Below are 15,375 nucleotides of genomic sequence, written 5' to 3'. Positions count from 1 at the left end.
ATTATGGAAAAGAAAATAATTTTATTGGCTGATGATGATATCGATGATACAGAAATGTTTTGTGAGGCATTAGAAGATGTAAATGAAAATGTTGTATGTCATTGTGCCGTTAATGGTGTAGAAATATTTGAAATATTAAAGACAATTGATGAAAAACCGGAACTTATTTTTCTGGATCTCAATATGCCGATTATGAATGGCTGGAACTGTTTGGAATTATTAAAAAAAGATCCGGCGTATCAGGATATACCCGTAATTATGATTTCGACATCGTCGCATAAAAAGGATATGGAAGCAGCTGCAAGTTTAGGGTCGATTTGCTATTTTGTCAAGCCAAATAATTTTAATGATTTAAAAGAAATATTAAGGGTGATTACCTCTAATTTAGGATCCGGCTTAAAGGATGCAATTGTTAATTCACTCAGCAAAGGTTCCAAACATATTTTTACCTGCAGCGATAATTGATTACGAATTTAATTCAGACTTCTAAATTCTATTGGCGTTTTCCCTGTTTTTTGCTTGAACAGTTTATTGAAATACTGCGGATATTCAAACCCTAATGAATAGGCAATTTCGCTGACCGATTTATCACTGTTTAATAAAACATTTTTGGCTTCTTCAATTAAATAAAAATGAATATGGTCCTGAGTATTTTTGCCCGTTTCTTTTTTGAGCAGATCACTTAAATAACTTGGTGAAAGATGTACTTGTTCTGCCAGAAATTTTACAGTTGGTAATCCTTTTTCGGTATTGCTTTTTGAATTAAAATATCCGGTCAGTATTTTTTCAATTTCAGTAACTACAGAATTATTCGAACTTTTTCGGGTAATAAACTGTCTTCCGTAAAAACGGGAACAATAATTCAACAGCAGTTCAATTGTAGAAACGATAATATCCTGACTGTGTATATCGATGTTTTCTTTTAATTCTCCTTCAATTTTAAGAACACAATCGTATAAAATTTGTTTTTCTTTCTCTGACATATGAAGTGCTTCAGACATGTCGTATGAAAAAAAACTATAATCCTTTAATTTATTATTTAAAGAAGTTGCCCTGATGAGGTCCGGATGAAAAAATAATCCCCAGCCCATCATAGCTGGTGAAACCTCAATATCCTCGTCCATTTCGAGAACTTGATTTGGAGCCACACAAATCAAACTTCCATCTTGAAAATCAATGATTTTTCGTCCGTATTTGATATTATTTCTATTGTAGTTTTTGAATATCAATCCGTAGAAATCTGGAGAAATTTTAGTGTCTTCCGTAATCTGCTCTTTTACCTCACTAAAATCTACCACGGCAATAAGAGGGTGCAGAATAGGAGTTTCCAGATGAAAAAAACGGAACAAATCTGAAATTGTTTGTAAATGTATAAATGCGCTCATAACAGGATCATTAATGTAAAGATACAATTTTTAAAAGACCTATAAGAATCACCACGTTCTGATGATTCTAATAGGTTTATCAGTTTAAAATTTAAAGTCCGAATTGTGCTCTCATTCCGCCAATAAATGTTTCATCATCCAATTGTTTACGGTTTTCAATAATGACTTTTGCGTCTTCTCCGGCGTGATATCTTAATTTATTTGTACCGTCTGTTGCTGCTTCATAAATTACTTCAGCCACCAAACTTGCAGGCGAAGCAGTATCAAATAAAGCAGGCAAAGCGTCCATTACTTTTCCAACCATGCTTTGATATTCGGTAAAAATTTCGTCGTTGCTAAAGTCAAACGAACGTCCGGCAAAATCAGTTGCAATTGCTCCAGGTTCTATAATTTTTACTTTTCCTCCAAATTGTTCCACTTCAAAACTTAAGGATTCAGAAATACCTTCAACAGCAAATTTAGTTCCGTGATATAAAGCGCCAAGTGGAAAAGTCATTTTACCTCCAATTGAAGAAATATTGATGATAATTCCATTTTTATTTTCACGAAAGTGCGGTAATAAAGCTTTAGTAACATCAAGAAGTCCAATAACATTAGTATCAAACTGACGTACAATTTTTTCTCTCGAAAAAGATTCTAAAGTACCATAAGCGCCATATCCGGCATTATTTAATAATACATCAATTTTACCAAATTTAGAGATCCCGGCCTTTACCGCATTCTCGATAGATTGTAAATCCAATACATCAAGGTTAGTAACAAAAACATTCTGTAATGCTTGTAATTCTGTTTCGTTTTCAGGATTACGCATTGTAGCGATAACATTCCATCCTTTTGATTGAAATAATTTTGCAGTTTCTTTTCCAATTCCGCTGCTTGCTCCTGTAATTAAAATTGTTTTGTCCATTTTTTTAGCTATTAAATTAATAGTGTAAAGGTCTAAACAGAAGAGCTGTTACGAATAATACTAATTCGGGCAATTTGTATTCTTTTTACGGATTTTGAAATTACTGTTTCATTCCATTAGGAATGTTTCGTTGGTAGATAAAAATAAAAGTCAGCCACATTTACGTTCTGTAGGAACGTTTGATGTGCCCGATTATTAAAAAACGATGTCAAAATCAAACGTTCCTACAGAACGTAAACGATGATAACAATATATTTTTCTACCGACGATATGTTCCTACAGAACAAAGAGATATAACTTGTTATTTTTTGATATCCCGTTATCATTCCATAGGAATGGTTCGTTGGTAGATAAAATAAAGGTCAGCTACATTTACGTTACGTAGGAACGTTTGATATGCCAGATTATTAAAAAACGATATCAAAATCAAACGTTCCTACGGAACGTAAACGGTAATAAAAATATATTTTTTCTACCAATGAAATGTTCCTACGGAACAAAGAGATATAACTTGTTATTTTTGGATATCCCGTTATCATTCCATAGGAATGTTTCGTTGGTAGATAAAATAAAGGTCGTCGCATTTACGTTCCGTAGGAACGTTTGAAATGCCAGATTATTAAAAAACGATGTCAAAATCAAACGTTCCTACGGGACGTAACGATTATAACAATATATTTTTCTACCAATGAAATGTTCCTACGGAACAAAGAGATATAACTTGTTATTTTTTGATATCCCGTTACATTCCATAGGAATGTCTCGTTGGTAGATAAAATAAAGGTCGTCGCATTTACGTTCCGTAAGAACGTTTGATGTGCCCTATTATTAAAAAACGATGCAAAAATCAACGTTCCTTCAGAACATAAACGATGATAACAATATAATTTTTCTACCGACGAGATGTTCCTATGGAACAAAGAAATATATAAAATTAAAAAGCCTGTAAACATAATGTTTACAGGCTTTTTAATATGTTTTTAAAACAAATTTCCTAATTCGTTCCTGCAGCAATTTTATCTACAAGAAATAATAATTCTCCAGAAACTGGTTTAATCAACTGCATCGGGTACAGTGTTGGATTAAATTCTCCGGTTGTTACTTCTTTTAAAGCATTTATTTTTTTCTCTCCAAAAGCAACTACGACGATTTTCTCCGCTTTATTAATTAACGGCGCAGTCAGCGTAATACGATACATTTTTTGAGGAGCTAAATAATAAGCATCAACCCATTTTGTTTGTTCGTTTAATACCGCTTCACCAGGAAAAAGAGAAGCCGTGTGTCCGTCGTCTCCCATTCCTAATAAGATAAGGTCAAATTTTCCTTCATCACCTAAAACAGTTCTAATAGACTGCTCGTAAGTAACAGCAAAATCTTCTGGCGTAACACCATCTTTGTACATTTCAAAAATGTTTTCTGCCGGAACAGGAACGTGGCTTAATAATGTTGAATAAGACATTTTTGCATTACTCAAATCATCATTTAGCGGAACCCATCGTTCATCACCCCAAAATATAAAAACTTTACTCCAGTCAATTTTTGTTTTGTAAGCATCAGAAGCTAATAACTTGTAAATTCCTGCAGGAGAAGAACCTCCGGTAAGAACAGCAGTAAATTTGCCTTTTTCGGCAATAGCTTTCTGAGCTGATTCCACAAAAAGGTCCGCTGCTTTCGTATTAATTTCTTCTGTTGTATTATAAATCTGTATCATTTAAAACTTCTTCTTTTGTTTGTGTATTCGGAATCCATTTGTGTCCTTGGCGGGCCAACAATTCGTCAGCTTCTTCAGGGCCCCAGCTTCCTGCTTTGTAATTAGGAAAACCAACAGGTGCCGTAGTTTTCCAAACTTGTTGAATTGTATCAATAGCATCCCAGGCTTCTTCTACCTGATCCCAACGCATAAATAGGGTAGGATCTCCTAACAATGCATCTGCAATTAAAGTTTCATAAGCTTCCGGAGACATAGTAGAACAAGCGAAATAGTCAAATACCATTTCTGCAGGTCTTAACGAAAGCGAAAGCCCCGGTTTTTTGGTCATAAACTGCAATTTAATATCCATTGCAGGCTGAATATTGATAATCAATCGGTTTGGTGTCATTCCTTCTTTACCATAAGAAAATGCAGAGTGCGGCACTGGTTTAAACTGGATAATAATAGAAGATTGTTTTTCTTCCATTCTTTTTCCGGAACGTAAATAAAATGGAATTCCCTGCCATCTCCAGTTGTCCAGATAAATTTTCATTGCTACATAAGTTTCTGTATTAGAATCTGGTGCAATTCCTTTATCCTCACGATATCCCGGAACCGGAACTCCTTTTATTTCTCCTGCACCATATTGACCTCTTACAATATAATGATCGACTTCTTCTGGTTTGATTCGGCGAATCGATTTTAAAACATCGGCTTTACGATTACGAATATCATCAGCATTTAATGAAGCAGGCGCTTCCATAGCCGTCATACATAAAATTTGAAGCAAATGGTTCTGAATCATGTCTTTTAATGCACCAACACCTTCGTAGAATCCGCCTCGTTCTTCAACGCCGACTTCTTCAGCCACGGTAATTTGGACAAAATCAATAAAATTACGACTCCATAAAGGTTCAAACATGGAATTTCCAAAACGGAAAGCCAAAATATTCTGAACCGTTTCTTTACCTAAATAATGATCAATTCTGTAAATCTGTTCCTCTTTGAAAGTCTCAGAAAGCATTTCGTTCAATTCAATCGCAGAAGCTTTATCGTAACCAAAAGGTTTTTCGATAATGATACGATCTTGTTTCGGATTTGCCGCAAGTCCAATCTTTTTAATATTGCTTGAAATTGTCGAAATGAAAGAAGGCGTTATCGAAAGATAGAAAAGACGATTGGCACGTTCTCCAAAAGCCAGATCAAAATTGTTGATTTTTTCGTTCAATCCGATATAAGATTCTTCTTTGTCAATATCAAGACTGTGATAGGTTATGTGAGAAAGAAATTTTTCAGTTTCAGGATCAGAAATTCCTTTTCTTCTTGAAAAAGTATTTAGGTTTTCTAATACATAACTGCGAAAATCTTCATTGGTTTTTTCTGCTCTTCCAAGAGCAATAATCTGAAACTTTTCAGACATACGTCCGTCAAGATACAGATTTTGAAAAGCGGGAAAGAGCTTTCTCTTTGCTAAATCTCCGGTTCCTCCAAAAATCACGATGATTGTTGGATTCTTAAGTTTATTTTTAGTCATTGTGTGTAGTTGTGTTGCTTTAAGTTGCTTATTCAGACCATTGTGTATGGAAAACTCCTTCTTTGTCGATACGTTCGTAAGTATGCGCCCCGAAGAAATCACGTTGCGCCTGAATTAAATTTGTTGGCAGATTTGCAGATCTGTAAGCATCAAAATAAGCTAATGAATTCATTAATCCCGCTACAGGTATTCCTTTCTGAACCGCAAACTGAACTGCAGTTCTCATTCCGGCTTGATTCTCTGTTAATTTTGAAGCGATTCCAGCATCTAAAAGCAAGTTTGGTAAATCTGATTTTGTAACATATGCTTTTCTGAAATCTTCTAAAATAGTCGCACGAATGATACATCCGCCGCGCCATATTTTAGCGACAGTTTCTAAGTTTAATCCGTAATTGTATTCTTTAGAAGCCGTATGAAGCTGAGCCAATCCTTGCGCGTAAGTCACAACAATAGAAAGGTATAATGCCGATTTTAAGGCAGCAATTGCTTCGCTTGTATTTACATTACTTTCACCAGCGTTCCAAACTAATTTTTTAGCAGCTTCAATTCTTTCAGGTTTGGTTTTAGACATATCGCGCATGTTAACCGCCGCGTCGATAGTTGGAACCGGAACCTGCAAATCCATTGCGTTTTGCGAAGTCCATTTTCCTGTTCCTTTAGATTTTGCCCAATCCGAAATTTTATTGATTAACAGACTTCCGTCTTCATCTTTTTGTTTCAGGATCTTTCCGGTAATTTCAATTAAATACGATCTAAGATCATCGGTTTGGTTCCACTCTTCAAAAGTTTTCTGAATCGTTTCATCATCCAGATTATAACCTCTTTTCATAAGGTCATAAATCTCAGAGATCAATTGCATGATTCCGTATTCGATTCCGTTGTGAACCATTTTTACATAGTTACCCGCAGAACCATTTCCTAAATATTCTACACAAGGCTCACCGTCTACTTTTGCAGCAATCGCTTCAAAAATAGGGCGAAGTCTTTCGTATGCTTTTTGATCACCGCCCGGCATCATTGCAGGACCGAAACGAGCGCCTTTTTCTCCACCAGAAATTCCCATTCCGAAGAAATGAATCCCTTTTTCAGATAATTCTAAAAATCTTCTGTCAGTATCCGTAAAAAAAGTATTTCCACCGTCGATTATAATATCACCTTTATCTAAATGCGGTAATAAACTTGCGATTGCGCTGTCAACTGGTTTTCCCGCAGGTACCAATAACATAATCGCTCTTGGCTGTTGAATAAGCTCTACAAAATGCTTCACATCTGTAGTTGCTTCAATTGTATGATCAGAATCGGCTTCTTGTTGAAGTGAGTTGACTTTTTCGGTGTCTAAGTCTAAACCTGCAGCCGCAAAGTTATGGCTTGCAATATTTAAAAGTAGGTTACGACCCATTACGCCGAGTCCTACAATTCCAAAATCAAATTTGCTCATAGTTTTTAATTAACTAAATTATTAGAAGTATGTTTTTGCAGCAAAAAGTAAGAGAAAGTATGGTAATTCTTTTTCAATCAATGTTTTGCAGAAAAACAAAGTTTATTTTAATCTTACATTTTAAAATGTAGACCGCTAAGTTAGAGAAAAATGCTGAAACATTAGGAGTAAAATAGTTCACTTTTAGGGTATATTGTGATACTTTTTTAAGTGTTGAAATTAAACTTATTTTGAGTTTAAGTCCGTTTGAAAATCAAAACAAAAGTTGTTCGTTATTTTACAATTTTCCGCTCAAAGGAATGAATTACTTTGAGAAAAAATTATTTAAGATGAAAAGAGCACTTATTTTAAACGGATTATTGCTGCTTACCTGTTGGTGTAATGCGCAAAAGTCAAATTCTGAATTGAAAAACGTCAGAAAGATTATAGAAGCCAGCAATGCAATTTATGCAGATCTCGCTAATAAAAACGACGGATCAATTCTAACAAGGTATACCAATGATGCCTGTTTGTTCCCGCCCAATGCATCTCCTATATGCGGAAGCGAACAAGTTGCTGCGTTTTTTAAAGACGGTCCAAAAGTACACGTTAAGTTTACCATTCAAAATCTGTATGGAGATGGTAAAACAGCCGTAACAGAAGAAAGTTATTATGAAATGACTGATCTGGAAGGTAAAAAATTAGACGATGGAAAAGTAATTGTTATTTGGAAGAAAACAAAAGACGGCTGGAAAATGCACCGCGATATGTTTAGCAGCAACCATCCTGCAAAATAAACCTAGAAACCTACATTGACAGCTTCTTGAAAATCGGTTCCATTTTTTATTAACGAAGCTCTTGATGCAAAAGGAGTAATGCCTGTAAATTTTTTAAACTCTTTTATAAAATGTGCCTGATCATAATATCCGCAGTCATAGGCTATAGTAGTTAACGATTCAGAAGTATTAAGAACTAAATGCAGGCTTTTGTTAAATCGTATTACAGAAGTAAATGCCGAAGGACTTATTCCAATATTGGACAAATAAAGTTTTTGAATATATCTTTCCGATAATCCCGAATGCTTTGCCATTGCAGGCAAATCGAGTGAATTAGTAACAAAAAGATTTTGACTGAGATCTTGAAGCATCGACACTTTTTTTAATCGGGGTTCGTTTTTTTTGAGCTGCTGCAGAAAGTGATTTTCTAAAATATTGATTTTGGAGGCAAGACTATCTGCCTCCATTATTTTTTCATACAATTCCCTATTTTCAACTTGTGCGACATCGTACATATCGGTAGCATAATTTGTAAATTCTGATAATGGATCAGAGAAAAACAACGCACTCGCATGCGGATAAATTCGCGCAATAAGTACCGAAGTTCCTTTTGCAACCGAAAGCCGGGTAGGAAGGGTTAAATGTCCTAAAAGTTCAATCGCCGGAGTATCTTTTCGTCTGCCATTAATAATAGTAGCCGCCATTCCTTCAGAAATATTGATAATGAAATCTACATAACCGCTTGGATAAAACACTTCATTGTCAAGATCTTTTTCGATTGTAACAACAGTATAATTTTTTATATATGGCGCTAAACTGGCGGAAGGTAAAATCTGCATCTGATTTGTCTTAATTCTGAAATTAATTTGTTGACTTATAGCGGATTCTAAATTAAAAATAAATTTGATAAAATGGATGAAACGGTTAGCGGAATTGCGCAAGGAAATATGGTTTGGCTGGTGATTCCGTTTAGTGTTATATTTCCTGGATGTACACTTCACTTGTACAAGTAGGAGAGCACCGAAAATCCTTTTGAAGGAAATGCTAATGATGTGTCTATTTCGCAAATATCTAAAAGGAGTTTTTTTATTTAGTTAAATAATTGTTTTGTATAATTCTGAATATGAAATAACGAGATCGCTAAGTGTAAATCCACGATTTAAACCACTAGGATTAGGTAATATCCAAACTTTAGCCCCGCAAAAATCTTCAGATTGTAATCCCCACGTGATTTGCTTTTTACCAGAAAAAGCTTTGTAAGCTGCTTTACCAAGAAAAGCGATATATTTTGGTTGGAATTTTTTTATCTTTTTCCTGAAAATTTCAATAGAATCATCAAATTCTTCTTTTGAAAGTTGATCTGCACGAGAAGTTGCTCTTGCTACTGCAGTAGTCAAACCATATCCAAGATTTAAAATGTCAATATCGTTTATAGCTTCTATTTGATGTTGAGTAAAACCAGCCTGATGTAATACTTTCCAAAATCGATTGCTTCTTCCCGAAAAATGATGTCCATCTGCTGCTGATTTTAAACCGGGATTAATTCCGCAAAAAAGTACAGTGAGATCTTCTTTAATAATATCAGTTAACATTTATGAAATTCAAATAGTTAATTATAAGTTTTAAAATATCAATGACTTTATATAAGATTTTTGATAACAACAAAGTTAATTAAAGATTTATGTTTTTACACCTTAAAGCCTTATCATAATGGGCTAAAGAAATATTTTTATATAAAAAAGGCTGTCTTATAATTGAATAGTTAGACACTTTAAAAAGTTATTTTCGAGGTACTGGGTTACAATTAATCTTTATATTTGATAATTAAATTAATAAAATGAGCGAAAAAACTAAACCGTATGCCTTAATAACCGGCGCCAGCAAAGGCATTGGAAAATCTATTGCTTATGAATTGGCTAAACAAGGTTATCCATTATTGCTTGCTGCTAGAAGTGAAGAGGAATTAAAAGCATTATCAAATGATCTTCAAGTTAAATACGGCATTAATGCTTTTATTTTATCAATTGATCTTTCGATAAATGGTGCATCGCAAAAAGTAACAGATTGGATAAAAATGAATAACTATCCAGTTGAGATTCTGGTTAACAATGCGGGTTATGGTGTGTGGGGCAATTTTAGTCAGTCTTCTCTAACCGATCAGCTGGGTATGATGCAGCTTAACATGAATGTAGTGGTAGAACTTTCGCATTTATTAGTTCCTATACTTTCACAAGAAAAACAAGCTTACATTTTAAATATATCGAGTACTGCTGCCTACCAAGCCGTTCCTACGCTGGCTATTTATTCGGCTACAAAAGCTTTTGTTTTATCGTTTACTCGTGCCTTGCGTTTCGAACTTGCCCAAACTTCAATCTCAGTAACCTGTTTTAGTCCGGGTCCGGTCGATACCGGTTTTGCTGCAAGAGCTGGTTTAAGTGCTTTAAACAAAATGGCTGAAAAGTTTAATATGCAGCCAGATGAAGTGGCAAAAATGGCAGTAAAAGCCATGTTCAGCAAAAAATCAGAAGTTATTCCGGGTTTTACAAATATTATTTCAGTCTACGCCAATCGCATACTACCAAAGGCTTTTATCGAAAAAACGGCAGCAGGGATTTATAAAATTTAATTTTTTTTCGAAAAAAATATAAAAATATTCTTTGGAAAAGAGAAAATATATATTATGTTTGTATTAAATTCTACTAATTCTATAGAGTATGTCAGATAAAAGAAAAAATATGTTTAATTTTCCTAAAGGTCGAATGCACAAAAACATGCTAATGTATTGTTGTTGCTGTTGTTGCAATCTTTTAGATAAAATTACAAACACTATTATTTCATTTATTAAATCTATATTATCATGGGATCTTCTTATAAAACCTTTACCCTTACTGAGCAATTAACTAATGAGCAAATTGCCTTTTTTAACGAACATGGCTTTATCCATTTCAAAAAATTTATAAACCCTGAAACGGTTTCATCCATCATTGATGCCTCCAAACAAGTGGAGCAAAAATGGATTGAAAATGACCTTCAAAAAATAAACGGTGTTCCAATTAAATATGGAAAAGATTTAGATGGCTCTGCTATTGTGCAGCGTTTTGCTTTTATCAATCAACATCATCAAACCTTAAGTGGTCTTTTACTTGATCCAAGATTTAATGGTTTATTACCATTAGCAGGCGATGGGGCAAGATTAGGAACGGAAGAAAAAGACGGAATGGTTTTCAATCATTATATCAATGGGCCAGAAAGTAAGTTTACTAAAATGGGCTGGCATACAGATGGTTTGAGAGATATTTTTTATGGTGGAAAATTAAACCCAATGCTAAATGTGGGTATTCATTTAAGCACTTTAAAACCTGAAAACGGCGGACTTAAAATTATTCCGGGTACGCACAAGCAGAGTATTTATCAAATGCTTTTCCGTAAAAAATACTTTTTAGATAATAAACCAGATCCACAGGAAGTTTCCATCACTCCAGAAGCTGGAGACTTAACCATTCACGATGGACGTTTGTGGCACAGAGTTGCAGAATCATCTATTCGTGGCGAAGAAAGCAGAAGAAGGGTTATTTATATTCCAATTATAGCAGGAAAATATGCTCCTAAAAACGAGAACAGTCCAACGGTTTTTTATCAACGTTTTGCAGGTATTGTTAAATAATTATGCTGTTTGTTATCGCATTTAGTTATCTGGTTAGATCAGGTAAGCTAAAAAGTGCCACCGATTTTTTTAAAAATACACAAAGAAAAATAAAGTTAAAAATTATAAGCTAGAAGTGATTATACTTTCTGGCTTATAAATACTGGGCTAATAATGGGAAAAGAAACACAGGTTGAAGACTATATTGTAATTGCACAAAGGACATTTTCAGACCGTAAGCGAACTAATATTTTAAAAAAAGCAGAACAGCTAACGATTGTATTTTTGCTTCCAAAAGTGCCTAAATTCATTTCGCCAAACTTACTTACTTTAATTGGTACACTTGGTTCGGGATTAGTTTTTTTAGCTTTTGTTTTAGGAATGTATGTAACAAATTGGTATTTGCTTTTGGGTATTATCGGTTTGGGTATAAATTGGTTAGGCGATTCTTTAGATGGAAGACTGGCTTATTACAGAAATATTCCGCGCCGTTGGTATGGTTTTGCACTCGATATTATTGCCGATTGGATTGGTATTGTACTTATTGGCTTTGGCTACTACATTTATGCTGAAAATGGCACACAAGTATTAGCCTTTGCTTTTGTCGCATTATATGGCTGGTCAATCATCATCAGCCAGTTACGCTACAAAATTACAAATGAATACAGTATAGATTCCGGTTTTGTTGGTCCAACAGAACTTAGATTTATTATTACTTTAATTTTAATTGCAGAAGTTTTATTTCCCGGATCAATTACCTATTTGGCTAGCTTAATCACTATTGTGTTATTTATAATCAATACCATAGATAGCTTTAAACTTTTAAAGCTTGGCGATTTAAAAGATAAAACCCAAGGCTGAAATGTTTAAGAAAAAATCCATTTTAACTTTTCTACAAGCACAAGTTGCGGCATTTGTAGGCGGTATTACCGATTATGGCTTAATGATTTTATTGACAGAAGTATTTAAACTGCATTTTACCTTTTCTATTCTAATCTCCGGAACCGTTGGCGCCATTATCAATTTCAGCATCAATAGATTTTGGGTATTTAAAAATCAATCTGGTTATAGCAGTCCCATTAATAGTCAGCTTTTTAAATTTGCTTTGGTTGTATTGGGAAGTATTTCCTTAAAATCATTCGGCACGCTTATTTTACAACAATCATTTCAAATCGATTACAGAATCGGGAGATTAATCACGGATAGTTTTGTTTCTTATGGATTTAATTATCCACTAATTAAATATTGGGTTTTTAAGACAAACGAAAAACAGAACGCAATCGAATCAAATTAAATTAATCCGTTGCGTGCAATTATTTCAACACATAGAGACATAGTTTAGGACGCTTAAAAAAGGCGTTTCACTTGTTTAAAATAAACATAGCTAGCTATGTGTTAGAAACTAGTTTCTTTTTTATATTCTTTTTTCCGCATCTAACAACTATGTTTCTATGTGTTGAAATAATTGCACGCAACGGGTTTAAATTAGTATATATGCATCTTGTTATGAATAAATTATCATTTAAATATTTTACAAAATCACTAATCGTTATAACGATCTTAGTAAATATAATTTCTGGAAATCTATTGGCGCAATCCAAAAATCCATCGCCATTAAATTTTCCTACTCCTAAAAATATAGATAATATGCTATTTTATATTCAGCGCGACCCAAATATAAACACGGCTATTTATGCCATAAACTATCAGGAAAATGGAAAAATAAACAAAAGCAATCCTATAAAAGCGTATTGGATTCGATATGCGGAGAAAGGAGAAAAAAAAGATTTTAGTTATATACAACGCAAATTTGCCTACGGAATAGAAACTAAAACGGTAAATAATGAGGAGTTTGAGCTTAAATTTGTATCCTATAAAAAGTTACCCTTAACCTTGAAAAAGATAGATTCAGATCAAAAATATCATGTTTTTGTAAGTGTAAACCAGAAAAAAATACAGGTAGAAAAAATATTTGTGCGCATTGAAGGAGGTTCTTTTTGGCTGCCAAATGTAAAGTATGCCGAAGTTACGGGAATTGAGACTTCTTCAAATAAAACAATTACTGAAAGGATGTTGTTATAATAAAAATTCGAAAGTTCCAGGTGTGTTGATTCTTTTTAGAATATTAAAATAAAAGTTGTTCGTAATTTTACAATTTCTCATTTGACAGAATGAGTTCCGCAACGATAGCGCAGATTTGCAATCTGTGCCCGCAAAGTAATTTCTTCAAAACATAAATAAAAAGATTAAAATTTTCCGTTATACTTTTTATTTTTGTAAGAAAAAAGACATGTCAACAAAATACAAAGCAACAACAACTGAGGAAGCATATTTTATAACTATAACTGCTGTAGGATGGATAGATATATTTACAAGACTAAATCAGAAAAATATTTTAATAAATGCTTTAAAATATTGTCAGGAAAACAAAGGTTTGGAAATTTATGCTTACTGTATTATGAGCAGTCATATTCATTTGATTTGCAAAGGGACAAATGGTTTTGTATTATCTGATATTATTAGAGATTTTAAAAAATTTACATCAAAAAAAATAATACAAACTATAATAAATGAACCTGAAAGTAGAAAAGAATGGATGCTTGAATATTTTCAAAAATCATGTGAACATTTAAAAAAGGATCAGAATTATAAAGTTTGGCAAAATGGTTACCATGCAGAACATATTTATAGCAATAAGTTTATTAAGCAAAAAATAGATTACATCCATAATAATCCTGTAAAAGATAAAACTGTTAATTCGGCTGAAGATTATTATTTTAGTTCGGCAAGGAATTATTCCAACTTAGAAAATGATTTAGATGTTGTTTTGTTATACTTATTTTAAAATACTCAACTGCTGTCTTGACTTAGCTTTGTAGGCACAGATTGCAAATCTGCGCTAACGGTAACTGGTAGCGGGTATGCACAACGATAGCGCGGAAATTCTTTCCGTCCCCGTTCCTATATTAATAAAAACTGGTTTTATGCTCAATAAAAATTAAAAACAGGTATTTATACTTTATGAATTTATTTATTAAAGAAGTATTTTGCCTTTTATACAGTTACGGAAAACCGTAAAGTAAAACAATGAAGGTTTTGTATGTTTGGTATTGGACATTGATCAGGCTGGAACTATATAGCTTTTAAAATTGGTAGTTGAAATCATTTTATGGAGGGAATAAGTAAGTTGGGCATAATCTTAATTACGAAATCGTAAATAAATTAAAAAGATATGGCAAAAAAGAAGTTTTACGTTGTTTGGGAGGGTAGAAAAATTGGAATATTCGAAACGTGGGATGAATGTAAGGAAAGTATCCATGGTTTTAATGGTGCCAAATATAAATCTTTTCAATCTTTAGAATTAGCAAAGCAAGCGTATTCAGAAGAATATGATAACTATAAAGGCAAGACATTTTTTGAATCCGAGTTATCTGAAGAAGAATTAAAATTGATCGGTGCACCTATTTTAAAAAGTATCTCTGTAGATGCAGCCTGTAGTGGTAATCCAGGTTTAATGGAATATCAAGGAGTTGAAACTGAAACTAAAAGGGTAATTTTCAAACAAGGTCCTTTTAAAGATGCATCAAATAATATGGGTGAATTTTTAGCTTTAGTACACGCATTGGCACATATGAAAAAAAGCAACGATATACGTCCAATTTATTCTGATAGCAAAATAGCAATATCTTGGATTAGAGATAAAACTTCCAGAAGTAATATTCAAGAAACAGAAAATAATAAAGAAGTTTTTGAACTTATGGAACGCGCAGAAAAATGGCTAATCTCAAATGAATTTACCAACAAAATATTAAAATGGGAAACAAAAGCTTGGGGTGAAATTCCAGCTGATTTTGGTAGAAAATAACTAAAACCTAAATCCAACAGCAGATCGCTCGTCTATACACAACGATAGCGCGGAAATTCTTTCCGTGCCAGTTCCTATATTAATGAAAACTGGATTTTCTTTTTTAAATCTGTCAAGATATACTTTGCGGGCACGGATTACAAATCCGCGCGATCGGG

At 33.5% G+C, this 15,375-nt stretch carries 16 protein-coding genes; 9 read left to right on the top strand and 7 right to left on the bottom strand.

From position 1 onward, the window contains the following. Positions 1-3: 3 nt before the first annotated feature. Positions 4-465, top strand: coding sequence for a response regulator (locus tag NLJ00_RS23630; protein WP_053474238.1), 462 nt, complete (start codon positions 4-6; stop codon positions 463-465). Between the two features lie 8 nt (positions 466-473). Here the strand turns inward: NLJ00_RS23630 and NLJ00_RS23625 are convergent, their stop codons facing one another. The 5 genes from NLJ00_RS23625 to gndA form a co-directional block, all read right to left on the bottom strand. After that, a complete protein-coding gene (locus tag NLJ00_RS23625; RefSeq protein ID WP_256635633.1) occupies positions 474-1,385 on the bottom strand; it encodes a helix-turn-helix domain-containing protein in 912 nt (303 codons plus the stop codon). A 91-nt stretch (positions 1,386-1,476) separates the two neighbouring features. Then, complete coding sequence (locus NLJ00_RS23620) at positions 1,477-2,292, bottom strand: SDR family oxidoreductase (RefSeq protein ID WP_256635632.1); 816 nt, start codon at positions 2,290-2,292, stop codon at positions 1,477-1,479. 994 nt (positions 2,293-3,286) lie between these two features. Next, positions 3,287-4,003: a 6-phosphogluconolactonase gene (gene pgl, locus NLJ00_RS23615; RefSeq protein WP_256635631.1), complete on the bottom strand. Its 717-nt coding sequence runs from the start codon at positions 4,001-4,003 to the stop codon at positions 3,287-3,289. Further along, positions 3,987-5,516 (bottom strand): glucose-6-phosphate dehydrogenase, encoded by a 1,530-nt coding sequence (gene zwf, locus NLJ00_RS23610; protein ID WP_256635630.1) that lies wholly within the window; start codon positions 5,514-5,516, stop codon positions 3,987-3,989. Before zwf ends, pgl begins: the two co-directional genes overlap by 17 nt. A gap of 28 nt (positions 5,517-5,544) precedes the next feature. Then, complete coding sequence (gndA, locus tag NLJ00_RS23605; RefSeq protein WP_256635629.1) at positions 5,545-6,954, bottom strand: NADP-dependent phosphogluconate dehydrogenase; 1,410 nt, start codon at positions 6,952-6,954, stop codon at positions 5,545-5,547. Between the two features lie 329 nt (positions 6,955-7,283). Between gndA and NLJ00_RS23600 the strand changes: the two genes are divergently transcribed. Beyond that, a complete protein-coding gene (locus NLJ00_RS23600) occupies positions 7,284-7,730 on the top strand; it encodes a YybH family protein (protein ID WP_256635628.1) in 447 nt (148 codons plus the stop codon). Between the two features lie 2 nt (positions 7,731-7,732). On the opposite strand, the gene NLJ00_RS23595 is transcribed toward NLJ00_RS23600, so the two are convergent. Next, positions 7,733-8,548 (bottom strand): helix-turn-helix domain-containing protein, encoded by an 816-nt coding sequence (locus NLJ00_RS23595; RefSeq protein ID WP_256635627.1) that lies wholly within the window; start codon positions 8,546-8,548, stop codon positions 7,733-7,735. A gap of 255 nt (positions 8,549-8,803) precedes the next feature. Next, positions 8,804-9,301, bottom strand: coding sequence for a G/U mismatch-specific DNA glycosylase (gene mug / locus NLJ00_RS23590; protein ID WP_256635626.1), 498 nt, complete (start codon positions 9,299-9,301; stop codon positions 8,804-8,806). 245 nt (positions 9,302-9,546) lie between these two features. Between mug and NLJ00_RS23585 the strand changes: the two genes are divergently transcribed. The 7 genes from NLJ00_RS23585 to NLJ00_RS23555 all read left to right on the top strand — a co-directional run bounded on the left by NLJ00_RS23585 (position 9,547) and on the right by NLJ00_RS23555 (position 15,217). Then, the gene (locus tag NLJ00_RS23585; protein ID WP_256635625.1) at positions 9,547-10,335 is read left to right on the top strand and encodes an SDR family NAD(P)-dependent oxidoreductase; all 789 of its coding nucleotides are present in this window, start codon (positions 9,547-9,549) and stop codon (positions 10,333-10,335) included. Positions 10,336-10,566: 231 nt separating this feature from the next. Next, positions 10,567-11,373, top strand: coding sequence for a phytanoyl-CoA dioxygenase family protein (locus tag NLJ00_RS23580; protein WP_053474248.1), 807 nt, complete (start codon positions 10,567-10,569; stop codon positions 11,371-11,373). A 153-nt stretch (positions 11,374-11,526) separates the two neighbouring features. Next, positions 11,527-12,213, top strand: a complete 687-nt coding sequence (locus NLJ00_RS23575) for a CDP-alcohol phosphatidyltransferase family protein (RefSeq protein ID WP_256635624.1) — start codon at positions 11,527-11,529, stop codon at positions 12,211-12,213. Position 12,214: 1 nt separating this feature from the next. Next, positions 12,215-12,646: a GtrA family protein gene (locus NLJ00_RS23570; RefSeq protein ID WP_256635623.1), complete on the top strand. Its 432-nt coding sequence runs from the start codon at positions 12,215-12,217 to the stop codon at positions 12,644-12,646. A 212-nt stretch (positions 12,647-12,858) separates the two neighbouring features. Then, a complete protein-coding gene (locus NLJ00_RS23565; protein WP_256635622.1) occupies positions 12,859-13,434 on the top strand; it encodes a DUF4833 domain-containing protein in 576 nt (191 codons plus the stop codon). A 208-nt stretch (positions 13,435-13,642) separates the two neighbouring features. Beyond that, positions 13,643-14,197 (top strand): REP-associated tyrosine transposase, encoded by a 555-nt coding sequence (locus NLJ00_RS23560; protein WP_256635621.1) that lies wholly within the window; start codon positions 13,643-13,645, stop codon positions 14,195-14,197. A 387-nt stretch (positions 14,198-14,584) separates the two neighbouring features. Then, positions 14,585-15,217: a ribonuclease H1 domain-containing protein gene (locus NLJ00_RS23555; RefSeq protein WP_053474252.1), complete on the top strand. Its 633-nt coding sequence runs from the start codon at positions 14,585-14,587 to the stop codon at positions 15,215-15,217. Positions 15,218-15,375: the final 158 nt, after the last annotated feature.

Origin of the sequence: Flavobacterium panici (assembly GCF_024499525.1) — a bacterium.
Lineage (GTDB): Bacteria > Bacteroidota > Bacteroidia > Flavobacteriales > Flavobacteriaceae > Flavobacterium > Flavobacterium panici.
The sequence above is the reverse complement of the archived record's forward strand: the minus strand, read 5'-3'. Positions and strand labels throughout refer to the sequence as shown.